This is a genomic window from Acinetobacter sp. YH01025, from assembly GCF_013420185.1.
Classification (GTDB): domain Bacteria; phylum Pseudomonadota; class Gammaproteobacteria; order Pseudomonadales; family Moraxellaceae; genus Acinetobacter; species Acinetobacter indicus.
In genome coordinates, this window is the sequence record NZ_VOYR01000012.1 from 58,368 (window position 1) to 75,324 (window position 16,957).

The 16,957-nt window shown below is 47.8% G+C and carries 19 protein-coding genes; 16 read left to right on the forward strand and 3 right to left on the reverse strand.

Annotated elements, in window-relative coordinates; genetic code table 11:
• The first annotated feature begins 167 nt into the window (after window positions 1-167).
• Window positions 168-1,580: a ribosome biogenesis GTPase Der gene (der, locus tag FTT89_RS12110; protein ID WP_005182406.1), complete on the forward strand. Its 1,413-nt coding sequence runs from the start codon at window positions 168-170 to the stop codon at window positions 1,578-1,580.
• 64 nt (window positions 1,581-1,644) lie between these two features.
• On the opposite strand, the gene FTT89_RS12115 is transcribed toward der, so the two are convergent.
• Complete coding sequence (locus FTT89_RS12115; RefSeq protein ID WP_160243526.1) at window positions 1,645-2,421, reverse strand: SDR family oxidoreductase; 777 nt, start codon at window positions 2,419-2,421, stop codon at window positions 1,645-1,647.
• Window positions 2,422-2,521: 100 nt separating this feature from the next.
• Between FTT89_RS12115 and mazG the strand changes: the two genes are divergently transcribed.
• The 9 genes from mazG (at window position 2,522) to yjgA (ending at window position 9,186) form a co-directional block, all read left to right on the forward strand.
• A complete protein-coding gene (gene mazG / locus FTT89_RS12120; RefSeq protein WP_005182408.1) occupies window positions 2,522-3,283 on the forward strand; it encodes a nucleoside triphosphate pyrophosphohydrolase in 762 nt (253 codons plus the stop codon).
• A 10-nt stretch (window positions 3,284-3,293) separates the two neighbouring features.
• Complete coding sequence (locus FTT89_RS12125) at window positions 3,294-3,707, forward strand: ComEA family DNA-binding protein (RefSeq protein WP_005182409.1); 414 nt, start codon at window positions 3,294-3,296, stop codon at window positions 3,705-3,707.
• Window positions 3,708-3,843: 136 nt separating this feature from the next.
• A complete protein-coding gene (gene pcnB, locus FTT89_RS12130) occupies window positions 3,844-5,316 on the forward strand; it encodes a polynucleotide adenylyltransferase PcnB (RefSeq protein WP_005182410.1) in 1,473 nt (490 codons plus the stop codon).
• Complete coding sequence (gene folK, locus FTT89_RS12135; protein ID WP_005182411.1) at window positions 5,313-5,801, forward strand: 2-amino-4-hydroxy-6-hydroxymethyldihydropteridine diphosphokinase; 489 nt, start codon at window positions 5,313-5,315, stop codon at window positions 5,799-5,801. The genes pcnB and folK overlap by 4 nt, the downstream gene beginning before the upstream one ends.
• Window positions 5,802-5,846: 45 nt before the next feature.
• A complete protein-coding gene (panB, locus tag FTT89_RS12140; protein ID WP_180006951.1) occupies window positions 5,847-6,656 on the forward strand; it encodes a 3-methyl-2-oxobutanoate hydroxymethyltransferase in 810 nt (269 codons plus the stop codon).
• Between the two features lie 3 nt (window positions 6,657-6,659).
• Window positions 6,660-7,505, forward strand: a complete 846-nt coding sequence (gene panC, locus FTT89_RS12145) for a pantoate--beta-alanine ligase (RefSeq protein ID WP_180006952.1) — start codon at window positions 6,660-6,662, stop codon at window positions 7,503-7,505.
• A 27-nt stretch (window positions 7,506-7,532) separates the two neighbouring features.
• Window positions 7,533-8,384: an RNase adapter RapZ gene (gene rapZ / locus FTT89_RS12150; RefSeq protein ID WP_016659525.1), complete on the forward strand. Its 852-nt coding sequence runs from the start codon at window positions 7,533-7,535 to the stop codon at window positions 8,382-8,384.
• Window positions 8,381-8,650: an HPr family phosphocarrier protein gene (locus FTT89_RS12155; RefSeq protein WP_034598158.1), complete on the forward strand. Its 270-nt coding sequence runs from the start codon at window positions 8,381-8,383 to the stop codon at window positions 8,648-8,650. Before rapZ ends, FTT89_RS12155 begins: the two co-directional genes overlap by 4 nt.
• Before the next feature lie 2 nt (window positions 8,651-8,652).
• The gene (gene yjgA / locus FTT89_RS12160) at window positions 8,653-9,186 is read left to right on the forward strand and encodes a ribosome biogenesis factor YjgA (RefSeq protein ID WP_005182421.1); all 534 of its coding nucleotides are present in this window, start codon (window positions 8,653-8,655) and stop codon (window positions 9,184-9,186) included.
• 129 nt (window positions 9,187-9,315) lie between these two features.
• Here yjgA and FTT89_RS12165 read toward each other — a convergent pair whose 3' ends face one another.
• Window positions 9,316-10,959 (reverse strand): acyl-CoA synthetase, encoded by a 1,644-nt coding sequence (locus tag FTT89_RS12165; RefSeq protein ID WP_127801702.1) that lies wholly within the window; start codon window positions 10,957-10,959, stop codon window positions 9,316-9,318.
• 498 nt (window positions 10,960-11,457) lie between these two features.
• Here FTT89_RS12165 and thrS point away from each other — a divergent pair, with 498 nt between their 5' ends.
• The 4 genes from thrS (at window position 11,458) to FTT89_RS12185 (ending at window position 15,337) form a co-directional block, all read left to right on the forward strand.
• Entirely contained in the window at window positions 11,458-13,380 is a 1,923-nt protein-coding gene (thrS, locus tag FTT89_RS12170; RefSeq protein WP_016659522.1) for a threonine--tRNA ligase, read from the forward strand.
• Between the two features lie 5 nt (window positions 13,381-13,385).
• On the forward strand, window positions 13,386-13,937 hold the full coding sequence (gene infC / locus FTT89_RS12175; RefSeq protein WP_160241813.1) for a translation initiation factor IF-3: 552 nt from the start codon (window positions 13,386-13,388) through the stop codon (window positions 13,935-13,937).
• A gap of 270 nt (window positions 13,938-14,207) precedes the next feature.
• On the forward strand, window positions 14,208-14,825 hold the full coding sequence (locus tag FTT89_RS12180) for a glutathione S-transferase N-terminal domain-containing protein (RefSeq protein ID WP_045795980.1): 618 nt from the start codon (window positions 14,208-14,210) through the stop codon (window positions 14,823-14,825).
• Window positions 14,826-14,914: 89 nt separating this feature from the next.
• A complete protein-coding gene (locus FTT89_RS12185) occupies window positions 14,915-15,337 on the forward strand; it encodes a YqaA family protein (protein ID WP_005182435.1) in 423 nt (140 codons plus the stop codon).
• Window position 15,338: 1 nt separating this feature from the next.
• Here FTT89_RS12185 and FTT89_RS12190 read toward each other — a convergent pair whose 3' ends face one another.
• Window positions 15,339-16,067 (reverse strand): energy transducer TonB, encoded by a 729-nt coding sequence (locus FTT89_RS12190; protein WP_005182437.1) that lies wholly within the window; start codon window positions 16,065-16,067, stop codon window positions 15,339-15,341.
• A 295-nt stretch (window positions 16,068-16,362) separates the two neighbouring features.
• On the opposite strand from FTT89_RS12190, the gene rpmI reads away from it, so the two are divergent.
• Both rpmI and rplT read left to right on the forward strand, forming a co-directional pair.
• On the forward strand, window positions 16,363-16,557 hold the full coding sequence (rpmI, locus tag FTT89_RS12195) for a 50S ribosomal protein L35 (protein ID WP_001096359.1): 195 nt from the start codon (window positions 16,363-16,365) through the stop codon (window positions 16,555-16,557).
• A 12-nt stretch (window positions 16,558-16,569) separates the two neighbouring features.
• Entirely contained in the window at window positions 16,570-16,929 is a 360-nt protein-coding gene (gene rplT, locus FTT89_RS12200) for a 50S ribosomal protein L20 (RefSeq protein ID WP_005182440.1), read from the forward strand.
• Window positions 16,930-16,957 lie beyond the last annotated feature (28 nt).

Here is a 16,957-nt window from a genome sequence, read left to right on the forward strand (position 1 = left end):
TTGCCTTATGTTAAACTAGGCGACAATTTCCGTATTTTTTAACGCGGGGTGATTGAATGTTCAATGCCCCGTGTTTTTATTCAGGTCTTTGACTGAAATTTTTTCTTCCCATTTGTTTCTGATGTTCAGACCCGTGTAGTGGACTGATCTCAAATAAAGGTTAATCTATGAAACCCGTAATTGCGCTCATTGGTCGTCCGAACGTCGGAAAATCAACGTTGTTTAACCAGATCACCAAGAGTCGTGATGCTCTGGTCGCAGACTTTGCCGGCCTGACGCGTGACCGTAAATATGGTGATGCGACCTATCAGAATAAATCCTTCATCGTGGTCGATACCGGCGGTATTGGCGAATCTGAAGGTGGTATCGATTCTTACATGGCCGAGCAGTCGAAAACCGCCATCCATGAAGCCGATATGATCATCTTCGTGGTCGATGCGCGTGCCGGTCTGCTGGCTTCGGATGAGCAGATTGCCCGTGAACTGCGTACGCTGGGTAAAAAAGTCTTTCTGGTGGCCAACAAGGTCGATGGCGTACATGCAGAAGCCGCGCTGGTTGAATTCTTTAAACTGGGGATGGGCGAGCCAATGCAAGTGGCCGCCAGCCATGGTCGCGGTGTTCAGCAGATGCTGGAAGAAGTACTGCAAGATGTGCCGGAAGATGAAAACCCGGAAGAGCGTGATGAAGACACGGGTCTGCGTCTAGCGATTATTGGTCGTCCAAACGTGGGTAAATCGACGCTGGTGAACCGTTTGCTGGGTGAAGAGCGCGTGGTTGCTTTTGACCAGCCGGGCACAACACGTGACTCGATCTATATTCCGTTTGAGCGTGAAGGGCGTAAATACACCCTGATTGATACTGCCGGTGTACGCCGTAAAGGCAAGGTTGATGAAATGATCGAGAAATTCTCGATTGTAAAAACCTTGCAGGCGATGAAAGATGCCAACGTGGTGGTTGTGGTGGTCGATGCGCGTGAAGGGATTGTCGAGCAGGACCTGCACCTGATTGGTTATGCGCTGGAAGCTGGCCGTGCCATGGTGATTGCGATCAATAAATGGGACAACATGTCTGAATATGATCGCAAGCAGTGTAAGCTGGATGTCGAGCGCCGCTTTGACTTTATTCCTTGGGCGCGTATTCACCTGATTTCAGCGCTGCATGGCACTGGGGTGGGTGATCTTTATCCATCGATTCATCGTGCTTATGAGTCTTCGCGCTTAAAAGTATCACCAGCCAAACTGACTCAGATTCTGAATGATGCAACTGAAGCGCACCATCCGCCAAAAGTGCAGGGTCGTGCCATTAAAATGCGTTATGCACACATGGGAGGCCAGAACCCGCCAACGATTGTAATTCACGGTAACAAGGTGGATAAAACCCCGGCCGATTATCGTCGTTACCTGGAAAACGTGTTCCGTAAGGTCTATAAGCTGGAAGGAACTCCGGTGAAGATTGAATTTAAAACCTCTGAGAACCCGTTTGAAGGACGTAAATCACAGGTGGATGAACGTACTGCTGCGCGTCGTCGTCGTTATGTACAGAAGTTTAAGAAAGCCGAGAAGAAATTTAAACGCGGTTAAGCGGTTTGTCGCTTGATACAAAAAAGCCCGAATCAGATTCGGGCTTTTTTATGGCCATCAGTTTCTAGTCTGGACGCCGTGCCAGCAACATATTGCTATAACGATTCACCCACTGCGGGCTTAGGCGTGACAGGGTAAACAGGAATTTGCTTTTTAATCCGACCGGCTGATGGGTGGCGGTAAATAGCGAGCTTTTTCGCGTAACACAACTGAAAATTTCATCGGCCACATCTTCCACGCTTAAATGTACCCCCATATTTTGGATGGTGCCGGCATCCATATCTTTGACCATGGCGGTTTGTACAAACAGAGGCATCACATCCAGCACCCGGATACCGTATTTTTGCCATTCAACATCCAGCCCTTCGCTTATACCGCGTACCGCAAATTTGCTGGCCGAATACGACACCAGATCGGCCTGTCCATAAATGGCCGAAGCTGATGACAGGTTCACCACCCGGGCAAAAGTCGCCTGTTTTAAATAAGGCAGTGCGGCATGACAGCCATTTAGCACCCCATTGACATTAACCTGCATGGTACGCTGATGCGCCTGAATCTCGGTGTCTTCAAAAGCACCCGAATATAAGATACCGGCATTATTGACTAAAATATTCAGCTCGCCAGCCCAGTCTACAAAACGCGCCAAAGCCGTTTGCCACTGTGCATAATCCGCGACATCCAGCCCGCCGGCTTGCGCATTGGGACCCAGCTGCTGCGCCAGTTGCTCGGCCTGTGCAACATTTAAATCATAAATTCCGACTTTATAACCCGCCTGATAAAATAAGCGGGCCACTGCTGCACCAATGCCTTGTGCTGCACCACTAATGAAGATACTGTGCATGTGGCTAACTCCTTGTGTTTTTGTTTTTCAAAGTGTTGTTCTGTTGAGAGCATAGCAAATATTTTTATGTAGATGATGGTTAAAGAAGGTAGAAATCGGCATGGATCAGTTATTGGCAGTGATGAAACAGCTTCGTGAGCAATGCCCATGGGACCAGAAGCAGACCCCAGAATCGCTGACCAGGTATGCAATTGAAGAAGCCTATGAAGTCGAAGCGGCCGTGCGCAGTGGTCATGCTCAGGACGTTAAAGAAGAACTGGGTGATCTATTGCTGCAAGTGGTATTCCAGTCGCAAATGTATAGCGAGCAGGGTGCTTTTGACTTTCAGGATGTGGTGCAGGCCATTACCGATAAAATGATTCGCCGTCATCCGCATGTATTTCAGCCCGAGCAGTTTGCGGCCTTAAGCCCGGAAGATGTCAGTGCATTGTGGCAGCAGATTAAACAGCAGGAAAAAGCCGGCAAACCTGCATCGCGCTTATCTGAGGTCAAACATGGCCCGGCCATTCAGCAGGCACAGCAGTTACAGCACAATGTCGCGCAGATTGGCTTTGATTTTCCCGATGTCACTGGTGCGATGCAAAAAGTCGATGAAGAGTTGCAGGAGTTGAAACAGGCGGTGGATCGGCAAAATTCCGACGAAATTCTGGATGAGCTGGGTGACTGTTTATTCTCTTTAATTAATGTTGGCCGTAAACTGAATCTGTCCAGCGAAATGGCTTTGCTGAGTACCGTACATAAATTTAGAACCCGCTTTGCTTTCATTGAACAGCAGTTACAACAGCAGCATAAAAATATAGAACAGGTGTCGTTGGCTGAAATGGATCAGCTGTGGGAGCAGGCAAAACAACAATTAAAATGACAGAGTGACCATGACAAGAAGAATAAGATTTCAACACGCTCAAGCTCTAATTCAACTGGCGTTAATGTTCTGCGTGTTTTGTAGCTTTTTCGCGCTGCAAAATGCGCAGGCAGAAAATTATGATGCGCGTTATCTGCAATGGAAGGCCGAACAAGAGGCGATTGATGCCCGCTTAAGCCCGTCGGCTTCTACGAAGACTTCCCAACCCCGTTCAGCTAGCGCAGGCAGCAGTGAAAAAATTAATCTGAATATGGCAACAGCCGCGCAATTACAGCAATTATCTGGCGTGGGACAAAAGAAGGCGGAAGCCATTATTGAGTACCGCAATCGGCATGGAAAATTCAAACGGATTGAAGATTTACAGCTGGTCAAAGGGATTGGACCGGCATTATTGGCCAAAAACCGGCACCGGCTGGGTATTTAATCGGGTCTGATCATCGGCCAACACCGCATCAGCCGGGCCCGAGTATTGAGATAATCAAATTGCCCTTTGATTGTGTTAGAGATATGATTAGCGTCATCTAATCTATTTTACGTTCAGACGTAGGAGACAGCGTCTTTTGCAAACTTTGCGCGCGTCAAAATGTGGTTTATCAACCACGCAATTACCTGCTTACATTCTAGATGTTATTGATGCTTTAACCAAAGCTGGCTATGAAGCTTATATCGTTGGTGGTGGTGTTCGTGACCTGATGTTGGGCCTGAATCCGAAGGATTTTGATGCCGTGACCAATGCCACGCCATCTCAGGTCAAAGAGGTGTTCGGACGCCGCTGTCGCATTATCGGACGCCGCTTTGAGCTGGCTCATGTCTATTCTGGACGTGAACTGGTGGAAGTTGCTACCTTCCGTGCACCGCCGAAAAGAGCGGTGACCTCTGCTGCGGGCATGATTTTAAGAGACAATAACTGGGGCACGATTGAGCAGGATTTTGCCCGTCGTGACTTCAGTATCAATGCTTTGTATTACCAGCCACGTAAAGGAATCGTGCTGGATTTCTGTCATGCAGTTGATGACATTAAATCCAAAACCTTGCGTCTGCTCGGTGATCCGACCGTCCGTTTTGAAGAAGATCCGGTGCGGATGCTGCGGACCTTACGTTTTGCGGCCAAGCTGAATTTCAATATTGATCCGGCCATTCTGGAGATTTTTACTCCGGAAATGACTCAGTTGCTGCGCGATGTTTCTCCGCACCGTCTGTATGATGAATCGCAAAAACTGTTCACCATGGGGCATTTAAATCGCGTCTTGCCGATGCTAATCGACTTCGGTATCTGGCGTCAGCTTTTTGCCGACATCAAGCCGGACATCACACCCTTTATTGAACTGGCTGCAAAAAATACCGATCAGCGCATTGCGATTGGCAAAACCATCAACCCGGCCTTTTTCTATGCGGTGCTGCTGTGGAAGCCATTTTTAGAGCGCTGTGATTTTTATCTATCCAAAGGGGTAATTCCGGCAGAAGCGCGTGCCCAGGCTGGACTGGATGTGCTGAAACGTCAGGCCACCCGCACGGTGATTCCGCGTTTTGCTGAAACCTTTATTCGTGAAGTCTGGGAAATGCAAACCCGTTTGCTGAATCCAAAACCTCAGCAAATTGCTGCCTTGTCCAACCATGCGCGTTTCCGTGCCGGTTTCGACTTTTTGCTGCTGCGTGAAAGATCTGGCGATGCCCAGACTCAAGAGATGGGTACGTGGTGGGATCAGTACCAGACCATGAGCACCGATGAAAAAGAACGTGCCATTGGCCAGTACAACCGTCAGCGGGCCAAGAGCCGTCGCAAAGCTGCACAGGAAGAACATCTGGAGCAGCAGCTGAATGCCGCGCAGACCGCCGAAATTGAACCGCTGGTGAATGAGCCGGAGCCACGCAGCCGCCGTGCCCGTAAAGCCAAACAGCAGGAAGACGCCCGTGCCCAGGTTGCATCAACATCATCAAGCAATGGCTCGGGGATTGGTGCAGACCATCCAATTCTGAAGCGCAAGCGGGTACAACGTGATTTAAGTCAGGTTATTTTCGGGCCAACACAATGAGTAGGGTGACTTATATTGGCCTGGGTAGTAACCTGGGCGATTCACGCCAGATTCTGACCGAAGCTGTGCACAAGCTGGCGACGTTGGGTCAGGTCAAAACCTCTAAACTGTATCAAAGTCCGCCAATGGGGCCACAAGACCAGCCGAATTATTTAAATGCGGTGGTACAGCTGCGTACAGATTTACCGGCGCTGGAATTGCTGGATCAGCTGCAGCGTTTTGAGCAGGAAGCCGGACGGGTGCGTTTACGCCATTGGGGTGAACGCACGCTCGATCTGGATTTACTCCTCTATGGACAGGAGCAGATTCAGCATGAACGTCTGACTGTGCCGCATGTCGGCGTTTTAGAACGCGATTTCGTGGTGATTCCATTACTGGATTTAGACCCCGAACTGCGTGTGCATACGCAATTATTAAAAGACTTGCCGTTCATTCAACAGCCCGCACTGGATGTGCTGGACCATGAACACTGGGCAAATATTTAAAGTGATTTTTAGCATGTTCTATGCTTTTTCTAGAGGAACATCTCCATGATTAGTCTCAGTGACTTAAGACAATTTAAAGCCGATGGTCGCAAATTCTCCTGCCTGACTTGTTATGATGCGAGTATGGCCAAGGCAATGGAAATTGCTGAAATTGATAGTATTTTAATTGGCGACTCGCTGGGGATGTCGATTCAGGGCCGTGACTCTACCTTGCCGGTGACCGTTGAAGATATGGCCTATCATACGGCAGCAGTGCGTCGTGGCAATCAGCATGCTTTTATCATGACCGATCTGCCATTTATGAGTTATGCCACCTTGAATGATGCACTGCAAAGCTCGAAAACCGTGATGCAGGCCGGTGCGCAAATGGTCAAAATGGAAGGTGGTGCCTGGCTGGCTGAAACCGTAGAAGTGCTGACCCGTAACGGAATTCCAGTGTGTGTGCATTTGGGCCTGACGCCGCAATCGGTACATGTCTTTGGCGGTTATAAACTCCAGGCGCGTACCCGTGAAGCGGCAGACAAGTTGATTGCTGACTGTCAGGTGGTGGTTGATGCCGGTGCTGCGCTGTTATTGCTGGAATGTGTACCGGCGCAGCTTGGTCAGGAAATTAGCGCCCTGTTCCCGCATATTCCGGTAATTGGGATTGGTGCCGGTGCAGACACCGATGGTCAGGTGCTGGTGGTGCAAGATATGCTGGGTCTGACGTTTGGCCGCGTTGCCAAATTTGTACGGAACTTTATGAAAGAGCAGTCTGGTGAAACAGCCATTTTAGATGCCTTCAAAGCCTATCATGCTGCGGTACAAGACGGTTCTTTCCCGGCACGTGAACAAACTTTCCAAGTTGAGTTGTAAAACATGAAAACAGAAACCACGATTCAGGGATTGGCAGCCTCATTAAATCCTGCACGTGCAGCGCGTAAAATTATTGGTTTTGTCCCGACCATGGGCAATTTGCATGAAGGCCATCTGAGCTTGGTGCGTGAAGCGCGTCAATTATGTGATGTGGTGGTGGTCAGCATCTTCGTGAACCCGATTCAGTTTGGTCCAAATGAAGATTTTGACAATTATCCGCGAACTCTGGAACAAGACAGTCAATTGCTGGCAGAAGCCGGTTGTGACATTGTATTTGCGCCTTCTGTCGAGCAAATGTATGGCAAAAGCCCGCGTTTAACCAACATCAGTGTGTCTGAAATTACCGAAGACCTGTGTGGTTTGCAGCGTCCGGGACATTTTGATGGTGTCGCGGTGGTGGTGACCAAGCTGTTTAATATTGTGCAGCCGAACTATGCCTTCTTTGGCCAAAAAGATTATCAACAGCTGGCGGTGATCCGTCAGTTTGTACGTGACCTGAATATTCCGCTGGAAGTGATTGGCGTGCCAGTTGTCCGGGCAGAGGATGGTCTGGCGCTCAGTTCACGTAACGGTTATTTAAGTGAACAGGAACGCAAAACGGCACCAGTAATTTATCAAAGCCTGAAAAATGCTGAACAGGCACTGCAACAGGGTGAAAAGCTGTCAGAAGTGTTAGCGAATATTAAGGCAGCATTGACGCAGGCCGGCTTTGTTGTGGACTATGTAGAGGCACGTACACCTGAACTGCAAAAAATTGATGAATTTAATCAAGAGATTGTTTTGTTCGTGGCGGCAAAATTGGGAAGCACCCGCTTAATTGATAATATGCAGATCAAACCGACTGCATAGCTCAGCAATGGAAAGGACAGCCTTGTCATGAAGCGTATTTTGATTGTGACCGGACAATCAGGTTCAGGAAAATCCTCGGCTTTGCAGGTTCTCGAAGACCTCGGATATTACTGTATTGATAACCTTCCTCTGGCATTGCTGCCCGAAATTGTGGCCAAGCTTGATCTGGAAAATAATCTGGAACAGCTGGCGCTAGGGGTCGATGTACGCAGTACCCGCGCCAATTTGCAGGAATTTGACCAGGTGTTTGAACAGTTGCAAGGTCATGGCTCGGTCGATATTATTTATCTGACTGCCCAAGATCAGGAGCTGATCACCCGCTTTAGTGCTTCGCGCCGTCCGCATCCTCTGGCCAGTCGGTTTAAAAGTCTGCATCAATGCATTCAGGAAGAAAAAGTCCTGCTTATGCCGATTCAGCTGCGCTCCACGGTGCACATTGATACCACCGACAAGAGTGTGCATGACTTAAAGCATACCTTGCTGTCGAAGCTGGGTCAGACCGATAAACTGATTGTGATTTTGCAATCTTTTGGCTACAAGTATGGTATTCCGCTGGATGCCGACTATGTCTTTGATATCCGGCATTTGCCGAACCCACATTGGGATCTGTCTTTGCGCAAATATTCCGGGCTGGATGAGCCGGTGCAACAGTTTCTGGAACAGCATGAACAGACCAATGAAATGTTCCAGGATATTTATCAGTTTTTAAATAAATGGCTGCCTGCATTTGCAGAAGGGCATCGTCATTATATGACCATCTCTATTGGCTGTACCGGTGGGCAGCACCGATCTGTTTATATGGTGGATAGACTAAAAAAGGCACTTGAGGCACAATGGTCTATTCAAGTCTTACACCGGGAAATGAAGCACTGGTCATGATTGACACAACTGTTGACGTAATTAATAAACTAGGTTTACATGCGCGTGCATCAGGCAAACTGATTGAAGTCACCACGAAATTCCGTTCGTCCATTCAAATTGGCAAAGGTGACAAGTTGGTCGATGCAAAAAATATCATGTCCCTGCTCATGCTCGGCGCAGGTAAGGGCACAACTTTACGTTTAGTGATTGAAGGTGCAGATGAAGAACAAGCTTTATCTGAAATTCAGGCACTTTTTGCAGCAAAATTTTACGAGGCAGATTAATCGTGGCACGTCGACCGCACCGTTTTACCGAAGATGATTTCGAATCTTTAGAAGGACGTGCAAGTAAAACTGAACAGAAAAAAGCCGTACAGCGTATGGCTGCTTTGGGCGAGCAGTTGGCTCAACTGAACCCGAAGCAAATTCAAAAGCTTCCTGTAGATGAGCGTTTAATTGATGCACTCATTGAAGTGCAGAATATCAGTTCGCATGAGGCGCGTCGCCGTCAGTTCCAGCGGATTGGGAAACTGCTGCGCAATGAAGATGAATCGGTGATTCTGTCTTATTTAACCCCGCAGCAGGGTGCCAAAAAAACCGCACAGCTGCAACGCTGGGTCGAGCGGATTATTAAAGATGGTGATCCGGTAATTAATGATTTCTGCAAAACTTATAATGCGGCAGAACGACATACTCTGCGTCAGCATGTGTTGCGCATTCACCGTGATTTGAAAGTGGAAATGCCGGAAGCAGAACTGGAAGCGTCCAAGTTAAAATTGTTTAACTATGTGCAGCAAGTGGCGCTATTATCTGACAATTAAGCGGATCAGACTTCATCTGGTCTGAAGCCATAAAAAACGACTCGATGGAGTCGTTTTTTATTGCGGTTCATTTTTGGGTGACTGATGTGAAAACGGGCACTGTGACCCGCATCAACATCTCGGCTGGCTTTAACCGAACTCGCCGACAGCGCGTTCTTTGGCCCATTCACGTAATACAAACTTCTGTAATTTGCCGGTCGAGGTTTTAGGAATCTCGGTAATCACCACTTCTTTTGGCACTTTAAAGCGCGCCAGATGCTGCTGGCAGAAGGCAATGATTTCATCTTCGGTCACGGTTTTACCTTCTTTAATTTCAATAAAGGCGCACGGCACTTCCTGCCAGCGCGGATCCGGTTTGGCCACCACTGCCGCGGTGAGGACCGCAGGGTGCTGATACAACACCTCTTCAACTTCCAGCGAGGAAATATTTTCACCGCCGGAAATAATCACATCCTTGGAGCGGTCGGTAATTTTGGCATAGCCGTCCGGCTGGCAAACGGCCAGGTCGCCGGTATGGAACCAGCCGCCGGCAAAGGCTTCGGCCGTCGCTTCCGGATTTTTTAAATAGCCTTTCATCACGATATTGCCACGGAACATAATTTCGCCCATGGTTTCGCCATCGTTCGGTACCGGTTGCATGGTCTCCGGGTCGAGGACTTTCATGCCATCTTGCAGCGGATACGGCACGCCTTGGCGTGAATGCAATTGCGCCTGTTCCTGAATAGTCAGCTCAGACCAGCCAGCTTGTGATGCACATAGCGCCGATGGGCCATAGGTTTCAGTTAAGCCATAAACATGGGTCACGTTAATGCCCAGATTACGCATCCCTTCAATAATCGCCGCAGGTGGTGCAGCACCGGCCACCATCACTTCTACGCGATGCTCAATTTTGATCTGTTGCTGTTCCGGAGCATTAATCAGCATCGACAGTACAATCGGTGCGCCGCAGAAGTAATCAACTTTATGTTCAGCAATCAGTTTAAAAATCAGCTCAGGATCGACTTTACGTAGGCAGATATTGGTACCGCCATTGGCTGCCATGGTCCAAGCAAAACACCAGCCGTTGCAGTGGAACAGTGGCAAGGTCCATAAATAGGTGGCACGTGGGGTCATACCGCAGGCAATAATATTACTGGCGGCATTGATATAAGCCCCACGATGATGATAGACCACGCCTTTCGGGTTGCCGGTGGTGCCAGAGGTATAGTTCAGGCTAATCGCATCCCATTCATCTTGTGGAAGTGACCATTCAAAATTGGCATCGCCTTCAGCCAGCCAGTCTTCATATTCAATCTGGCCAATCGGGGCAGTAAAGCACTGCTCATACAGCTCATCTTCAACATCAATCACAAAAATCTCTTGTGGCACCAACGCCAGCGCTTCTTTGGCCACGGCAGAAAATTCCGGATCAACCAGTAACACTTTGGATTCGGCATGTTCCAGCATAAAGGCCAGACTTTTGGCATCGAGCCGGGTGTTGAGGGTATTGAGGACGGCGCCTGCCATTGGTACGGCGAAATGTGCTTCCAGCATGGCTGGTACGTTCGGGAGTAGGGTGGACACGGTATCATTCTTGCCGACCCCCAGCTGTTGTAGCTGATGGGCAAACTGGCGGCAGCGTTGATATTTTTCTCGCCAGGTAATGCGGCGTTTACCGTGAATAATGGCGTCCTGATGCGGGTAGATATAAGCAGCGCGTTCAAGGTATCTCAGTGGAGACAAGGCCACGAAATTGGCAGGGGTACGCGGCAATTGATCATATGCGCTAACCATTATTATTACTCCCTAATCATATTTATTGTTTCTCTGGTTTAAAGATATTCATTTCAGTGCAGGCTTGCAGTTATTCTTTAGTCGAGTGAGCGGTATTGCTGCTGAATAGGCACGCTATCACCTGAAATATAAACCTTTTTTGATCCGGTAAAATTGTATGGAGATATTTCTTTTTTATCTGGGTGTAGCTGATGATGGCAGTTGCAGATAGATTGGCCAGATCAGCATATAAAAAGCCACATCATCCGTTTGACCGGTAAATCCGGAAATAAAATTGGCCCATGCAGCACATTTTTTTAAATCGGAAAAAATTAAGCATAAACACGAGGCTTAATTTGAATTTTCTCGGAGAAAAGGTTTAATCACCGCGCCAAGACGTGTAAAATTCTAGTCGATTTTTTTATTTACCGCCGTTTTTTATCTTTTGAGGTTCTCCTCGATCATAATCTCGCGGTGACATGCTCCATGGTACGGGGCATCACTCCTTAAGGATTTTCTATGCCAATTATCACTTTGCCGAATGGTGATCAAAAACAATTTGATCAAGCCGTATCTGTGATGGAAGTTGCACAAAGCATCGGCCCGGGTCTTGCCAAAAATACTGTGGCAGGTCGTGTGAACGATCGTCTGGTCGATGCCTGCGATTTAATTACCGAAGATGCCACCTTACAAATCATCACACCGAAAGACGAAGAAGGGGTCGAAATTATTCGTCACTCTTGTGCGCACCTGGTGGGCCATGCGGTAAAACAATTGTTCCCTGAAGCAAAAATGGTGATTGGTCCGGTCATTGAAGAAGGTTTCTACTATGACATCTGGATGCCACGTCCATTTACTTTAGATGACATGGCGGCCATCGAAGAGCGTATGAAAAAGCTCATCGACCAGGACTACGATGTTGTGAAAAAAATGACCCCGCGTGATGAAGTTATTGCTGAGTTCACTGCGCGTGGCGAAGAATACAAACTGCGCCTGATTGCAGACATGCCTGAAGAAACTCAAATGGGCCTGTACTACCATCAGGACTATCTGGATATGTGCCGTGGTCCGCACGTACCAAATACCAAATTCTTAAAATCGTTCAAGCTGACCAAAATCTCGGGTGCTTACTGGCGCGGTGATGCCAAGAACGAGCAGCTGCAACGGATTTACGGTACCGCTTGGGCTGACAAAAAACAGCTGGCTGCCTACATCAAACGTATTGAAGAAGCAGAAAAGCGTGACCACCGTAAAATTGGTAAAGCCTTAGACCTGTTCCATATGCAGGAAGAAGCGCCGGGTATGGTGTTCTGGCATCCAAATGGCTGGACCATTTACCAGGTGCTGGAACAGTACATGCGTAAAGTGCAGCAGGACAACGGTTATCAGGAAATCCGTACTCCGCAGGTGGTCGATTTCACCTTATGGGAAAAATCGGGTCATGCCGCGAACTATGCGGAAAACATGTTTACCACGCATTCTGAAAACCGTAACTACGCAGTGAAGCCAATGAACTGCCCATGTCACGTGCAGGTGTTTAACCAGGGCCTAAAGTCGTATCGTGATTTACCAATCCGTCTGGCAGAATTTGGTTCATGTCACCGTAACGAGCCATCGGGTTCATTGCACGGTATTATGCGGGTACGTGGTTTCACTCAAGATGATGCGCATATTTTCTGTACCAAAGAGCAGATTGGCCAAGAGGTTGCTGACTTTATTCAGTTAACCTTAGATGTCTACAAAGACTTTGGCTTTGAAGATGTGCAAATGAAGTTATCGACTCGTCCTGAAAAACGTGTGGGTGATGATGCACTGTGGGATCTGGCAGAAAAATCACTGGCCGATGCTTTGGATGCAGCGGGTCTGGCCTGGGAACTACAGCCGGGTGAAGGCGCATTCTATGGTCCGAAAATTGAATTCTCATTGAAAGACTGCTTAGGCCGTGTATGGCAGTGCGGTACCATTCAGTGTGACTTTAACTTGCCAGAACGTTTAGATGCTTCTTATGTGACGGAAGATAACGACCGTGATCAGCCGGTAATGTTACACCGTGCGATTCTTGGAAGTTTTGAGCGTTTTATTGGTATACTTATTGAGCATTATGCAGGCTTTATGCCACCTTGGTTATCGCCAACACAAGCCTGTGTAATGAATATTACCGACGCGCAAGCTGAAGCCTGTGGGTCAGTCGTCGAGAAACTGAAAGAAAACGGTATTCGTGCGATTTCTGACTTGAGAAATGAGAAAATCGGCTTTAAGATTCGTGAACGTACTTTAGAGCGTATTCCTTACTTGCTGGTTCTTGGCGACCGTGAAGTAGAGGAAGGTACAGTGAACGTGCGTACCCGCTCAGGAAAAAATTTGGGTACTATGTCAATTGATGCTTTCGTTGACCTAGTAAAAGCAGCCGTTGCCGAACGCGGCCGGTACATTGTGGAGTAAGAAAGATTAAACAGCCTGACCGTAACCAACAACAAGGTGCTAAGAGTAACCGCCCTGCAATTAATGACGAGATCCGTGCAAAAGAAGTACGCCTCGTTGCAGCGGATGGTGAACAAAAAGGAATTGTTTCTTTAGCGGAAGCATTGCGTGCTGCAGAGGATGCAGATCTTGACCTCGTTGAGATTGTGGCAAATGCAGAGCCGCCTGTTTGTAAAATCATGGATTACAACAAGCACTTGTTTGACCTGAAGCAAAAGCAAAAAGATGCCAAGAAAAAGCAGCATCAAGTGCAGGTAAAAGAAATTAAATTGCGCCCAGCAACCGATGTAGGTGACTACAACGTAAAACTGCGTGCAATTATCAAATTCCTTGAAGAAGGCAACAAAGTCAAAATCACACTGCGTTTCCGTGGTCGTGAAATGGCTCACCAACAGTTAGGTTTGGCTCAATTACAAAAAGTTGAAGCTGACGTAGTTGAATATGGTGTAGTTGAACAGGCGCCAAAAATGGAAGGTCGTCAAATGGGTATGCTGCTTGGACCGAAAAAGAAAAAGTAAGCATCTCCGAATCAAAAAAGCACTGCCCAGCAGTGCTTTTTTTGTGACTACAGTTTATGAGGTCACTAATATTTTGACATAATGATCGTTCGGTATGTTGAGCAGCTCAGCATACTTTGCATGATAAAAGCCCGGTGACTTTCGAACAGCTGCGGGTCATCTCTGGTGTTTAATTTTTATGTGACAACAGTTGCCCTGCTCAGGCTTATCTCGTATCTTTAACGGCAGAGCAATAACACATGACAACGACAAGAGCGCAAGGATATACACATGATTGATCTTTATTATTGGGGCACGCCCAATGGTCATAAAATTACGATTGCCTTAGAAGAAATGGCGCTGCCATACCAGATTTTCCCGATTAACATCCTTGAAAACGACCAGTTCCAGCCAGATTTTCTGCGCATTTCTCCCAACAATAAAATTCCAGCTATCGTCGATCAGGATGGACCGAATGGCCAGCCGATTTCGATTTTTGAATCGGGGGCAATCTTGCAATATCTGGGCCGTAAAACCGGTATGTTCTATCCGGTAGATGAGCTCGAGCGGGTAGAGGTGGAGCAGTGGCTGATGTGGCAAATGGGTGGCTTAGGCCCGATGCTGGGGCAGAACCATCACTTTAGCCGCTTTGCACCCGAGCGTATAGCCTATGCCACCGAGCGTTATGTCAATGAAAGCAAACGTCTGTATGGTGTGTTAAACAAGCAGCTGATCGGGCAGAAATATGTAGCCGGTGAATATTCAATTGCCGATATGGCGATTTTACCGTGGTTGTTACGCCATGAATGGCAGCAGATTCCGCTAGAAGATTATCCGCATGTGCAGGATTATATTGAGCGTTTAACCGCCCGTCCGGCAGTACAACGCGCCCTGGCGATTCAGGTTTAAATAATCATCATAAAATCACCTAAAGCATCTTCGGGTGCTTTTTTTGTGATTTCAGTTAAGATGGGCAGAACCTGTTAACTGCATCTGTTATGGCTTATCTGCTGTTATTTCTGTCGGCCTTTGGGGCGGCTACCTTATTGCCGTTGCAATCTGAAGCGGTATTACTGGGCCTGCTCATTCAAGAGCAACATTCGGTGATGGCTTTAATAGCCATCGCCAGTCTGGGCAATATTCTGGGCAGCTGTGTGAACTGGTGGTTAGGACTCAAGATCGAGCAGTATAAAGACAAGCGCTGGTTTCCGGTGTCTGAACCCAAGCTGCAGCAGGCACAGCAGATTTATCGGAAATATGGCTTCTGGTCCTTACTGCTGAGCTGGGTGCCGGTGATTGGTGATCCAATCACCCTAATTGCCGGTTTAATGAAAGAAAACTTCGCCCGATTTCTGCTGATGGTGAGTGTAGCCAAAATCGGGCGTTATCTGTTTATTTATCTGGCTTATGCCATGTTCTAGTTTAGCCCTCACATTCTGCTGGCTGAAAACGGACTTCATCTTTCAGGCTGGATTTTTTATAGATCCAGAATTTGCGTGGTACATCGACCTGTGCACCTTGCAGCGCCTGAATCAGTTTCTGGTCCAGCGCATAACGGCCGGAGCCTTGCTGAATTTTAACCTTGTGGATGTTGCCGTATTTATCGGCTTTCATTTTGAACTGAATCCGGCGGGCATGACCATTTAACTCATCTTCGGTGACGTTCAGTTGAGGCTGGCTTCGATATTGAAACGCGCTTTTTGCGCCGGCTTGCTGCGCTTGCCAGACAGTCGAGTCAAAGCTGTAGTGGCAGTCCTGAGCAGTATCTTTTAAATCCAGATGAAAGACCTGATAACCAATCACTGGAACCGGGGTATCATCGACCAGATGTGGTTTGATTCTGGCCTGTTTTACCGCCTGGCTAATCAGCTGATCTAAAGATTTTAGTCCGGTGCTTTCCTGTACCGTGACCTTGTTGATTTGCCCCGATTCATCGGCATGAATCCGTAAAATGGCCGCGCGGTTTTGCTGCTTTAAATCGGCATTGCTATAACGCAGCTGCGGAAACTCGGTCCATTGAATACGCGTGGTCAGATGGGCGGCCAACGCCGAGGTTTTTTGTACTTGCAGTTGTTCGGCAGGGGCAGCAATGGCAAGCGTGGCACTAAGCGGCAGCGCCAGACACAGACTCAGGCAAATGGTTTTTTTCATGAGGATTAGCTTGTTGTTGGGCAAAAGAAGGAACGCTGCGCAGTATTTCCTGAATCGGGCTTCAGTACAAGTCTTCCGCTATAAAAATAAGATGTTCCATCTTCATGTTTTGGCTGTTCAATAACAAGGAGAGATCCTGCTAATCTCAAAGACCTCATCTGCCGATAGAAGGCGAGCGACTTTTGCAATATTTGCTTTTGTTTTAGACAAAGATGCTTTAGAATACGTGCTCCCTTACCTGCAGGTCGTTTGTAATGGTGCAAATGAGCCGAACAGGTACTTAAAAGAGGTTGTTATGGCTAAGTTAAAAACTCGCCGTGGTGCAGCTAAACGTTTCAAAGCGACTGCTAACGGTTTCAAGCGTAAACAAGCGTTCAAACGCCACATTTTGACCAAAAAATCTGCTAAACGTATCCGTCAATTGCGCGGCTGTGTAATGGTTCACGTGAGTGACGTTGCTTCAGTTCGTCGTATGTGCCCATACATCTAAGGAGATTTATAAATGGCTCGTGTAAAACGTGGTGTACAGGCTCATCGCCGTCATAAAAAAATTCTTGCTCGTGCTAAAGGTTACTATGGTGCTCGTTCACGCGTATATCGCGTAGCGTTCCAAGCGGTAATCAAAGCAGGTCAATACGCTTACCGTGACCGTCGTCAGAAGAAACGTCAATTCCGTGCTCTATGGATTGCGCGTATCAATGCTGGTGCTCGTCAAAACGGCTTGTCTTACAGCCGTATGATTGCTGGTTTGAAGAAAGCTCAAGTGATCATCGACCGTCGCGTACTTGCTGACATCGCTATGCATGACGCAGTTGCATTTGCTGCTTTAGCTGAAAAAGCGAAAGGTGCATTGGCTGCCTAAGTCCTCGTGACTTAAAAGAAGACCGCTT

Coding starts and splice junctions, on each gene's coding strand:
- FTT89_RS12155 (WP_034598158.1), top strand. CDS start 8,381: ATGATTGACACAACTGTTGACGTAATTAATAAACTAGGTTTACATGCG.
- FTT89_RS12115 (WP_160243526.1), bottom strand. CDS start 2,421: ATGCACAGTATCTTCATTAGTGGTGCAGCACAAGGCATTGGTGCAGCA.
- folK (WP_005182411.1), top strand. CDS start 5,313: ATGAGTAGGGTGACTTATATTGGCCTGGGTAGTAACCTGGGCGATTCA.
- panB (WP_180006951.1), top strand. CDS start 5,847: ATGATTAGTCTCAGTGACTTAAGACAATTTAAAGCCGATGGTCGCAAA.
- thrS (WP_016659522.1), top strand. CDS start 11,458: ATGCCAATTATCACTTTGCCGAATGGTGATCAAAAACAATTTGATCAA.
- FTT89_RS12185 (WP_005182435.1), top strand. CDS start 14,915: ATGGCTTATCTGCTGTTATTTCTGTCGGCCTTTGGGGCGGCTACCTTA.
- rplT (WP_005182440.1), top strand. CDS start 16,570: ATGGCTCGTGTAAAACGTGGTGTACAGGCTCATCGCCGTCATAAAAAA.
- rpmI (WP_001096359.1), top strand. CDS start 16,363: ATGGCTAAGTTAAAAACTCGCCGTGGTGCAGCTAAACGTTTCAAAGCG.
- rapZ (WP_016659525.1), top strand. CDS start 7,533: ATGAAGCGTATTTTGATTGTGACCGGACAATCAGGTTCAGGAAAATCC.
- FTT89_RS12190 (WP_005182437.1), bottom strand. CDS start 16,067: ATGAAAAAAACCATTTGCCTGAGTCTGTGTCTGGCGCTGCCGCTTAGT.
- panC (WP_180006952.1), top strand. CDS start 6,660: ATGAAAACAGAAACCACGATTCAGGGATTGGCAGCCTCATTAAATCCT.
- mazG (WP_005182408.1), top strand. CDS start 2,522: ATGGATCAGTTATTGGCAGTGATGAAACAGCTTCGTGAGCAATGCCCA.
- FTT89_RS12180 (WP_045795980.1), top strand. CDS start 14,208: ATGATTGATCTTTATTATTGGGGCACGCCCAATGGTCATAAAATTACG.
- FTT89_RS12165 (WP_127801702.1), bottom strand. CDS start 10,959: ATGGTTAGCGCATATGATCAATTGCCGCGTACCCCTGCCAATTTCGTG.
- der (WP_005182406.1), top strand. CDS start 168: ATGAAACCCGTAATTGCGCTCATTGGTCGTCCGAACGTCGGAAAATCA.
- FTT89_RS12125 (WP_005182409.1), top strand. CDS start 3,294: ATGACAAGAAGAATAAGATTTCAACACGCTCAAGCTCTAATTCAACTG.